This is a genomic window from Streptacidiphilus sp. BW17 (assembly GCF_041262485.1).
Lineage (GTDB): Bacteria > Actinomycetota > Actinomycetes > Streptomycetales > Streptomycetaceae > Streptacidiphilus.
In genome coordinates, this window is the sequence record NZ_JBGCCR010000079.1 from 1 (window position 1) to 2,127 (window position 2,127).

At 70.8% G+C, this 2,127-nt stretch carries 1 protein-coding gene; it reads right to left on the minus strand.

Annotated features, from left to right (window positions below):
- On the minus strand, positions 1-2,127 hold a 2,127-nt coding region (locus ABH940_RS36900; protein WP_370107285.1), incomplete at both ends, for a condensation domain-containing protein.

Here is a 2,127-nt window from a genome sequence, read left to right on the forward strand (position 1 = left end):
CGCCAACCGATTCGCCCGCGCATCCAACTCCGCATACGACACCTCCACACCCTCGAACACCACCGCCACCGCATCCGGCGTCCGCACCACCTGCCAGGCGAACACCTCCGGCACCAGCGCACCAACCTCCACCGACGGACCGTTCCAGTCCTCCAAGAGCAGGCCACGCTCAACCGGATCGAGCACCTCCACCGCCGACAATCGCGCCTGCGGCTCAGTGGCAACCGTCTCGACGACCCGCAGCAGCCAACCCGCGAAACGCTCCGCCGTCCCCGCATCGAACAGATCCGCAGCCGCGATCAACCTCCCCCGGATGCCCGCCGGCTCGCCCTGCGCATCAAAGACCTCACCCACACTCACGTCCAGGTCGAACTTCGCCGCCGACGCACCCGCGGCAAGCGCCCAAGGCCGCACCCCGGGCAACTCCAACGCCGCCGAAGCCGCGCTCTGCACCGTGAGCATGACCTGGAAGAGCGGGTGACGGGCCAGCGACCGGACCGGCGACAGCTCCTCCACCAGCTTCTCGAACGGCACGTCCTGGTGCGCAAACGCGCTCAGACTGGTCGCCCGGACCCGCTCCAGCACCTCGTCGAAGGTCGGATCACCGGACAGGTCCGTGCGCACCACCAGCGTGTTGACGAAGAACCCGACCAGGTCGTTGAGCGCCTCATCGGTACGCCCGGCGATCGCGGAACCGATCGGGATGTCCACGCCTGCCCCCAGACGGTTCAACGTCACCGCCAACGCCGCCTGCAGCACCATGAACAAGGTCACTCCCCGCTCCCGTGCCACCTCCAGCACCCGCGCGTGCAGCTCGGCCGGGGCATCCAGCAACACCTCGTGCCCACGGTGCGAGGCGACCGCCGGGCGCCGGCGATCGGTCGGCAGCTCCAGCTCCTCCGGTGCCCCCGCCAACGCCTCGCGCCAGTACGCCACCTGCCCGGACAGCACACTGTCCGGATCCTGCTCGTCACCGAGCAACTTCCGCTGCCACAGCGCGTAGTCCGCGTACTGCACCGGCAGCGGCTCCCACACCGGCGCCGCACCACCCAGCCGTGCCGCGTACGCCACCGAGACGTCCCGCAGCATCGGCTCCGTCGACCAGCCATCACCCGCGATGTGATGCACCAGCACCACCAGCACATGCTCCTGTGGCTCCACCGCGAACACCGTCACCCGCAGCGGAATCTCCGACGACAGGTCGAAGGCATGCGCCGACACCTCGGCCACCGCGGCATCCAACTCCGCTGCCCCGACCGCCACCACCGGCACCTCGAACCCGGCCTCCTCGACCGCCAGCACCCGCTGGTACGGCTCACCATCCACCGCCGGCAGGACCGTGCGCAGCGCCTCGTGTCGCCCGATCAGGTCCCTGAACGCGGCCGCCAGTGCCTGCTGGTCCAACTCTCCGCTCAGTCGTAGCGCCATCGCGGCGTTGTAGATAGCGCTCGGACCCTCCAGCTGCCCCAGGAACCACAGGCGGCGCTGCGCGAACGACAGCGGCACCCGCTCCGGCCGCTCCGCAGGCGCCAGCGCCGCACGCCCTTCGGTGACCGCCGATTCGGCCAGCCAGGCCGCGACCCCGGCCGGCGACGGCACCTCGAAGAACACCTGGATCGGCAACTCGATGTTCAGGACCGTCCGGATCCGGCTGATCAGCCGGATCGCCAGCAGGGAGTGGCCGCCCAGGGCGAAGAAGTCGTCGTCGACGCCGACCCGCTCCAGGCCCAGCACCTGCGCGAACACACCGCAGAGGATCTCCTCGTGCACCGTCGCCGGAGCGCGGCCGACGGCCTTCGCGGTGGAGGACAACCGGTCCGGAGCAGGCAGGGCGGCGCGGTTCAGCTTGCCGTTGGCCGTCAGCGGCAGCGCGGCCAGCACCATCACCGCCGAGGGAACCATGTAGTGCGGCAGCCGCTCAGCCGTGAAAACGGCCACCACGGCGGCCAGTTCCTCGCCCGCGCCGTCGACGGCCGGCACCACGTACGCCACCAGGCGCTTGTCCCCGGGGATGTCCTCGCGGACCACGACTGCGGCCTGCGCCACGCCCGGGTGCTCGGCCACCACGGCCTGGACCTCGCCCGGTTCCACCCGGAAGCCGCGCACCTTCACCTGCTCGTCCGCACG